Source organism: Xanthomarina sp., assembly GCF_035306605.1.
Classification (GTDB): domain Bacteria; phylum Bacteroidota; class Bacteroidia; order Flavobacteriales; family Flavobacteriaceae; genus Xanthomarina.
Map to the genome: position 1 here is coordinate 37,179 of NZ_DATGNR010000067.1, position 8,693 is coordinate 45,871.

Annotated in this window: 5 protein-coding genes and 1 pseudogene; 1 reads left to right on the forward strand and 5 read right to left on the reverse strand. The window is 33.9% G+C overall.

Going from position 1 to position 8,693, the window contains the following annotated elements:
• Positions 1-62 precede the first annotated feature (62 nt).
• The 5 genes from VKY41_RS09705 to VKY41_RS09725 form a co-directional block, all read right to left on the reverse strand.
• On the reverse strand, positions 63-926 hold the full coding sequence (locus tag VKY41_RS09705) for a hypothetical protein (protein ID WP_500814253.1): 864 nt from the start codon (positions 924-926) through the stop codon (positions 63-65).
• A 33-nt stretch (positions 927-959) separates the two neighbouring features.
• Positions 960-1,820: a hypothetical protein gene (locus VKY41_RS09710; RefSeq protein WP_500814254.1), complete on the reverse strand. Its 861-nt coding sequence runs from the start codon at positions 1,818-1,820 to the stop codon at positions 960-962.
• A 14-nt stretch (positions 1,821-1,834) separates the two neighbouring features.
• Complete coding sequence (locus tag VKY41_RS09715; protein ID WP_500814255.1) at positions 1,835-3,274, reverse strand: SusD/RagB family nutrient-binding outer membrane lipoprotein; 1,440 nt, start codon at positions 3,272-3,274, stop codon at positions 1,835-1,837.
• Between the two features lie 17 nt (positions 3,275-3,291).
• A complete protein-coding gene (locus VKY41_RS09720; protein ID WP_500814256.1) occupies positions 3,292-6,438 on the reverse strand; it encodes a SusC/RagA family TonB-linked outer membrane protein in 3,147 nt (1,048 codons plus the stop codon).
• Between the two features lie 120 nt (positions 6,439-6,558).
• Positions 6,559-8,268 carry a POTRA domain-containing protein gene (locus VKY41_RS09725; RefSeq protein WP_500814257.1) on the reverse strand — a complete coding sequence of 570 codons (1,710 nt, stop codon included), beginning with the start codon at positions 8,266-8,268 and terminating at the stop codon, positions 6,559-6,561.
• Positions 8,269-8,605: 337 nt separating this feature from the next.
• Here VKY41_RS09725 and VKY41_RS09730 point away from each other — a divergent pair.
• Positions 8,606-8,693, forward strand: a pseudogene (locus tag VKY41_RS09730) (30S ribosomal protein S12); the annotation flags it as partial.

The window sequence follows — 8,693 nt, forward strand, 5'->3', positions numbered from 1 at the left end:
ATGTATAAAAAAAACCATCTCTTTCGAGATGGTTTTCAATTAATGTAATATTAATTTTTTTATTATAACTGTGTAACAGTGTATGAACTTCCTTGAATTTCAACCATAGCCATAAAGAAATAAGTTGTTAATGCTGTTCCAGGTGCATATGCATCAGTAGTTAATGATGTGCTGTCCACAAAACTACCAACATTGGTAGTTCCACATTGTGTGTAAGAAAGTGTAAGTGGAACTGCAACTCCAAGTCCTAGTGAAGTAAATGGATTTTCATAAACATCCGCAATAAGAACATATTGTCCATCAGGTAATCCAGCAATTAGTCCAGTTTCTGTACAATCACTTGTTCCAGCTAAATAATCTACGCCATTAGTTGCTACGTCCAAAATTAATAGATCAAGGTCCATGTCACAAAAGTCTATATTATTGTATGTTCCTTCCCATGTTAAAGAAACTTCAAGTAGATCTTTTTCCCAAATAACGTCCATTGAAAATGGATTAATATTTGCATTTGCTACATTAGCAGGTGCACCAACAGTTAAAGTTTCACCTCCTCCTGAAAGGGTAGTTCCACAAGTTCCTGGCCAAATTGTTACATTTGTAGTTGCCGAAGTAGTATTTGCTTTAAGAACAATAGTTCCTAGGCTGTAGTCAGCATCATCTGCATTACCACCCGTTTTAACTAATGGAATGTGAATATCAGCAAGTACAGATTCAGGAATAGAAGCAGAAACAGTAATTGAATAACCTGCTTCTGGGTCTATATCACTCTCATTAACAACTACTGAGTTGCTATCAGTACTTAAAGTTACCGTAGGACTTGTATAATTAATCATACTAGCACCTGTAGCGTCGTCTTCACTACAAGAAGTAGTAAGAACACCTGCTGATAGAGCAAATAAGAATAATAATTTATTTATTTTTTTCATAATTATTTTAGTTTATAATTTTTTATTAACTGCTTAATTTCTTGTGTATGTAGAAGTATATGTTCCACCAGACCATGAGAAGAAATCATCTGAATGTTCCAGAGTTAAAATACCAGTATCTTGATCCCAAGATCCACCAGTTATACAACCAATACCATTACTACCACAAAATGTAGGTCCATCACCAACTTGGTTTACTACACCACCACAACCAACAGAAATACTTCCATCATTTTGGAGAGTCGTATTTGCTGAACAAAATTGTAATAGTCCACCATCTGCTGTTTCAAGATACCATGTTCCGTCAGGGTTTTTAGATATTGCAACAGTTTGAGGGTTAGTACAAACACTATTAGTCATTGTGTATGTTCCTGTTAAATCATAAGCACAGTTAATTGTTAGAGTAACACTACCCATACTTCTGTTGTAAAAATACACGTCTCCATCATTTTGATATATTTTTACTCTAAATGTAAAAGTATCACCAATTCTTAATTCATTAGCAGCTACACCTGTTCCAGCAACGAAATCGTCAATAGTGGTATAATTGAATGAAAAAGGAAGGGTTGTAGTTTCAGCTACAGGTGTTCCTTCAACACCTTGGTTTGCATCTCCGTTATGAAACTTTACTATTTCAAATTTCGATACATTATCTAAACTTCCTAATACTTTATTAATTTCAAAATATAACCCTATCTCAGAGAATAAAACGTCAGCTTCCTCAATTGGAACACCAGCTTCAGGAGATCCTAATAATGAGCCTCCAGAATTCTTTACACTTATAATTAAGCCTGCTTCATCTTTTGCAGGAACATTATTATCAGGGTCTGTATCGCAACCTACCATCAAGGTAAGTGCGAATAACATTGTAAATAAATAATTTAATTTTTTCATTTTTCTTTTTTTTTTTAGTTCATCCACCAAACTGGTGAAGTTAATTTATCTCCTCCTGGTAAGTTGCTTACAGCAGCATTATAGCTAGCAGCATTTAATGACTTCTCTATTACAGGATAAGTGTATCTAGAAGGAATCTCATTAATGGCACCATCGATAGCAGGAGTTAAAACAGGGAATCCAGTTCTTCTTAATTCTGTCCATGCTTCAAAACCTTGGCTGTATAATGCTAACCATTTTTGTGTTGCAATTTGCTCAAGCGCTATTGCAGGTGAAAAAACAATTAATCCAGAATAGTAAGTATCCATAGCTGCACCTTCATTATCATCAAAACTTGATTGTATTCCAGCTTGATAGTAAGCAGAAGCAGCGGCATTACCACCAGAGATATAACCTTTAAATGCAGCTTCAGCTAATAAAAACTGTAATTCAGTATAGCTTAAGAATACTGCAGGAAGTTCTGGTTGTAAATAGAATTCACCTAAAGCAGATACATTAGCGTAGTTATAGTCGTTGTTTGGTACATTTTGAAATCCTGAAGGCTTCCCTCTGTAAATTCCATCTGCATTTTTTTGAGCCATAACCGGTAGTCTATTATCCATAGGCCATCCTAATGAACCGTCCATTCTTTCAACTACTTCACTATTTATTTTCCACTCATTTCTAGTTCCAAATACTACTGATTCGTAAATTGGGTTAGCATTAGGAGCAGCAGATAAATACACTAAGTTAGCGTCATCTGCACTAGAAGAGAATAATAAACCACTGTTAACTAAAGCTTGCATTTCTGAAGCTCTTAAGTCTTTTGCAGATATTCTCATTAAAGCTCTAAATTTTAATGAAGCAGCAAATTTTCTCCATTTAGAAACATCACCACCATACATAATATCTTGGTTAGAATCTAAATTTCCATTTGCAGGATCTAACTTAGCCATAGCATTATCTAAAATGCTTAAACATCCATTATAAACTTCTTGTTGGCTATCATATTTAGGAGAGATGTTAGTTGCTCCTTGTAAAGCTTCTGAAAATGGAACGTCTCCGAAAAGGTCAGTTAACAATAAGAATGCATAAGCTTTCATTGTTAAAGCTGCACCTTGAGCAACTTCATTTTCTTCTATTACTGCAAGATCATACATTGCATTCGCATCAGCAGCTACACTTTCGTATAAAGTAGCCCAAACGCCTCCAATAGCACTCTCTCTTGGTAAATATCTTTCCTCATCGTTATATTGAACTTTAGCAAAGTGCTGTGCCCAACAAGAACCCATATCACCACCATTAAAGGTGCTGTACATTACGTTCCCTGTACTTCTAATCATACTTCCTAAAAGTAATTCTGAAGGAACAGATGTAGGATCGTTAGGGTTACTATTTAATTCTTCAAAGTCTTTATCACAGCTTACAAACACCAAGCCTATGAATAATAAGACAATTAAATTTATTTTTTTCATAATCTATTTTTTTAAAATTAGAATTTAAGGTTAACGTTAAATGAAATACTTCTTGCAGAAGGTAATTGACCAAATTCTAAACCTTGGTTTCCGTTAGAGTTGCTGAACGCACTTTCCGGATCAATATGTGGTACTTTCTTGTAAAGGAAAGCAATGTTTCTAGCTGCAACTGATAAGTTAACATCATCTATAGCAATATTTGATAACCATTTTTTAGGGAATGTATAAGAAACTCCTACTTGTCTTAATTTTATATAAGATGCATCAAATACTGAACTTTCAGCCACACTGTTAGAGAAAGCTGCTTGGTTGTAACCTTTAGCATCAACAACTACGTTATTAGGAACATACACTGGGTTAGCAGCAGTACCGATATTCATAGTACCTTGACCAACTACACCAGTCTCACGACCTTGGTTAGTTTCTTCAAGAACACCAGCATATCTACCCCATGTAGTTGTCATTGAGTAAATATCTCCACCCATTTTTCCATCTACTAAAGCATTTACTCTGAAGTTTTTATAAGAAACAACTAAGTTAGCACCACCAGTCCAATCTGGAGTTACGTTTCCTAATACTTTACTTCCTCCGATTACAGGTAATCCATTGTTGAAAAGAATTTCTCCGTTTGGAGCTCTTTCGTATGCAGGACCTACGATACTTCCGTAAGATTCTCCAACTCTAGCTTCAATAGTAGTACTCCATTGTCCTCCTAATACTAAAGTTTCTAAGTCTCCTAAAGAAACAACTTTGTTATCGTTTTTAGCATAGTTTAAATCTAAGTCAACTTGCCAATCACTAGTTTTAAGTAATGTCGCACCTAATTGCACCTCAATACCTTTGTTTCTCATTTCTCCAACATTTTGTAGAGATGATCCACTTCCTGTAGAAGATGATAATTGAACGTCTACAATTAAGTCTTCAGATGTTTGATCGTAATAAGTCATATCAAAACGTAATCTGTTTTCAAATAATCTTGCATCGATACCAAACTCGTGTCCACTTGTTGTTTCAGGTCCAATTTCTGGGTTGTTTATTGCAGAAGGTAAGAAAACAAAGTTTGTTCCATCCCATCCGTCACCAGCAAATTGGTAAACATCTTGTAATCTGTAAGCTCCTAAAGCTCCAGTACTACCTACTTTAGACCAACCACCTCTTAATTTTAATAGAGATACAGTTGATTTATCCATGTTAAACATGTCACTTAATACAGCACTTACTGTTACCGATGGGTAGAAGAAAGAGTTGTTATCTACTGGTAATAAACTAGACCAGTCGTTTCTTGCAGTTACATCAACAAATAACATGTTTTTGTATCCTACTTGACCAAATCCATATACACTGTTAATTTTTTGTTCAGCATAAGTAGCTCCATAAATAGGATCTACACCAGTTTTTACGTTACTTACGTTGTATAAACCTGGTAACTCTAATTGAGGAGCTGCAGCATGAATTAAATCATTCTTTCTGTACATAGTGTTTCCACCTGCATTTAAAGAGTAAGTAAGATCTTCTGTAATGTTTCCAGCAGAAGATAATAAAATTTCGCTGTTAACCTCGTTGAATGTTCTGTCAATTACTCTGTAGTAACCTTCTGGAGTATCGTTAGATCCTTTTGCTTTGTTTTCTCTTGTTTGAGATTTCCAGAAATCTACACCTGTTTTACCAGAAATAGTTAACCAGCTAGCAATATCATAAGAGATATTTACACCACCAATGATACGGTCTTTGTTGTATCCATTTAAGTTAGTGTCTAAGTACCAGTATGGGTTATTTTGGAATACGTTGTTCCAGTTTAAAGGAGTACCTGCACCTGCAGTGTTTGCTGGAGCTAATGGTAAGTTTTTGTAATCTTTTAAAGCTTTCCAATCTACGTTACGTCCACCCCACATCATTTGTTGTACTGGGTTTGCGTTACTATAACCAACAGTTACTAAGTTGTCAGCTTCAGATTTAATGTATTTTGCGTTTAAAGAAACATTCATTTTTTCACCAACTTGTAATGAAGTAACACCTGCGATGTTGTATCTTCTAAAGTCAGTGTTTGGAACCATACCTTCTTGATCTAATAACCCTAAAGACATTCTAAAGTTAGCTTTATCGTTACCACCTGTAAAAGATATGTTGTTGTTTAAAGTAAGTCCAGTTTCGTAGAAATCTTTAATGTTGTCTGGTTTAGATACCCATGGAAGAGGTGCACCATCAACTGTGTAAGAATTCCATTGTACGAAGTTGTATCCAACGTCTAGAGCAGGACCCCAGCTTTCGTCAATTCCACCATCTCCAGATTGACCATCAATATACTCAAAGTAGAAAGGGTTTCCACCTTGTCCGTAAGAGTTTTGGAAGTCTGGTAATAAAAGAGGGTTCTCGAAAGAAGCAGAAGAACTAAAAGTAATTCCTAATTTATCTTTAGAAGTTGATCCTTTTTTAGTTGTGATAACAATTACACCGTTAGCAGCACGTAAACCATATAACGCAGCTGCGTTAGGGCCTTTAAGTACTGTTACAGATTCGATGTCATCAGGGTTAACGTCTGCAGCACCGTTTGGTAAGTCAAATCCACCTCCGTTATCAGCAGTACCGTAGTTAGAGTTGTCAACAGGAATACCGTCAATTACGAATAAAGGTTGGTTGTTACCAGTAATACTAGATGCACCTCTTAATACGATTCTTGAAGAAGAACCTGTTGCACCTGAACTGTTTGTAACCTGTACACCAGCTACTTTACCTGAAAGTGAGTTTACTACGTTTGTCTCGTTAGACTCAGCAATATCATCACCTTTCACTTTTTGGACAGCATATCCAATTGATTTTTCCTCTTTTTTGATACCTAATGCTGTAATTACTACCTCGTCGATAGCAGTTACATCAGGCGCCATACTAAAACTCATGTTGCTAGAAGCTCCAACAGTCATTTCTTTTTTAGTATAACCCACAAAAGAGTAAGATAGGACGTCTCCAGTACTAGCAGTGATGGAGTAATTCCCATCAAAATCTGTCTGTGTACCGTTCGTCGTACCCTTTACAATAATATTAACTCCAGGAAGAGGTAACCCGTTTTCATCGGACACAGTTCCTGAAATTGTCTTTTCTTGTGCAAACGTTAATTGCACAACCAACGCTAGGAATAGCGTTAAAATTCCACTAAACTTTGTTTTCATTTTATATTTTATTTGAATTAGTCTTCGCCAAAAATCATAATAAAAAGTTAATTAAACAATAATAAAGGGTTAAAATTTCATTTTTTTTTGAAATAAGAGTGAATTAACCTTAAAATTCCCCTAAAAAAATGCGGTTAGGCTCAAGTGGACTTGAGAATTTGAGAATTTGAAGCTTTGGTTTTCGGTTTTGCCATTTGCAAAATTAAACTTTAATAAGCCTGCTTTAGTAATAAGGCCAAATCCAAAGCCAAAACTGTAAAGTTTTTCTTTTTGATTCAGAAGGTCGTTTTCTAAGTAGGCAAAGTCTATTATGGAGTGTGCGTATAAACTATTGTTAAAAACATATCTGTACTCGGTGTTAAATACGCCAAAGAGGGTTGCGAATAAGCTGTTTTCTTCAAAACCTCTTATGGAATTAATTCCACCAAAACGTGCTAATTCATTTTCAAAGTAATTATCAGAAATTAATCCGAAACTTTGCAGTCCTAAATAGATGTTGTTTTTTTGATTTAAATTAAAGATGTGATAGGCATCGAGAGATATTTGGTGTTGCTTGGTGTTTTGTTTGTTGTATTCTCTTTTTCCTGTTTCAACTTGTAAATCAAATTCGGTGCTGATGTTAAAAAGGAAGTTGTCCTTTTGTCTTTTAATATGCTGAAATCTGATATTGTAGAATACTGTTTTGTAGTCTTTAATGTAGGGGTTTCTGTAAATGGAATCTAGCAAATTGTTAGATTGGATAGATCTAATTCCAGCAAATAATTTGTTTTTTGGATTTAATTGGTAAAATATCTTTGCACTTTGGTTAGCGGTAGAATAAGAGGAGTCCTTTTTCAATAAGTGTAATTCTAATTCAGTTCCTAAGGGTGTGCCAAAAATATAGGGTAAATTAAAATTAGCATTAAAGGTTTTTTGTTCGTTCTCGTCACTTTTATAAACCAACCTAAAAGACTCGCCATAATTTAAGTTGTTATTGAGTTCTAGATTTAGATAGCCGCTAAATTCTAATGTGTTGGATTCTTCATTGGTACCAAAACCAATAAAACCATCAAAATTATTACTCTTCAACTTGTTTAAAAAAAGGTACAAAGTTGTGGAGTCTTTTGTGAATAGGATTTCTGGATCTGTTAGTTGGTTTGCAAATTGGAGTTCGTTTAAGTTTTTGACCTGATTTTTAATTTTAGTTAAATTGAAAAGTTCCTTTTCCTTAATTTTCAAATAATATTTTAAATAAGACTTCGGAAATTTCTCATATCCCTTAATTATTATTTTATCTATTTGTCTTTTTTGAATGTTTTTTGAAGTTCTTAAGGAAGCTTGTATTTCTTCCTCTTCAATATTTAAACTAAGGTTGGATAATTTTATAGAATTAAAAGGGTCTCCTAATTCCGATAATTTCAAGTTAATATGTTCCAAGGTTTTTTCTGCTTGGTGTATGGGGATTACAAAATAATTATCGTGGATATTATTCGAAATCGAAGAGATTATCTTTTTTGGTAGTAAGCTATCAGAATAAAATATTTTTAGGTTTTTGTATTTTTTGTTTAAACTGAAGGTTGTTGTAAGTAAAGAGTCTGTTCTTTCAGTTTTTACTAATTGATGTTCAATATAACCAAGATGGTCTAATCTGTTTTTGAAATTCGATAACTCTATGTTTACCGATTCAAAGTTTTTGTGAAGCTTTTTATACTTTAGTGAATCTATAGTTTTCGTTTCCGTACTGTCACTTCCTATTAATTTTAAATACAGTTCTTGTCCTTGAGCCTTTTCTGAAAACAAGCAGGAGGTAGAAATATAAAGTAGGAGGAATGTGAAAACTGATCTTAACACAGTGTATAAAATAATTAGAGTTGTAAAACTAAAGTAAAAAGTAACTTTGCCATGTTTTCTATAGAAAAATTTTTATTTAGAATTTTATGAAAATGAAAAATGAAAATGGCTTTTCGTTTCTGAAATTATAAAACGTTTTTTTTATTCAATTATTGGCTGGTTCTATTTGTAGTCTTTTACTGCTGTATCTCCCAATTTTTATAAAAACTAAGGTTGGTTGAGAAAAAAAATAGCATAATATGTGAAAATTAATCTCTTAAGGTTTGAAAAATTAAAATATTATCCTACCTTTGCACCCCTCTAATAAGAGGTATTTGTAAAATATTATAGAAAATATATGCCAACAATTTCACAATTAGTACGAAAAGGAAGAACCAAAATAGCCAAGAAGAGTAAATCGGTTGCTTTAGATTCGTGTCCACAAA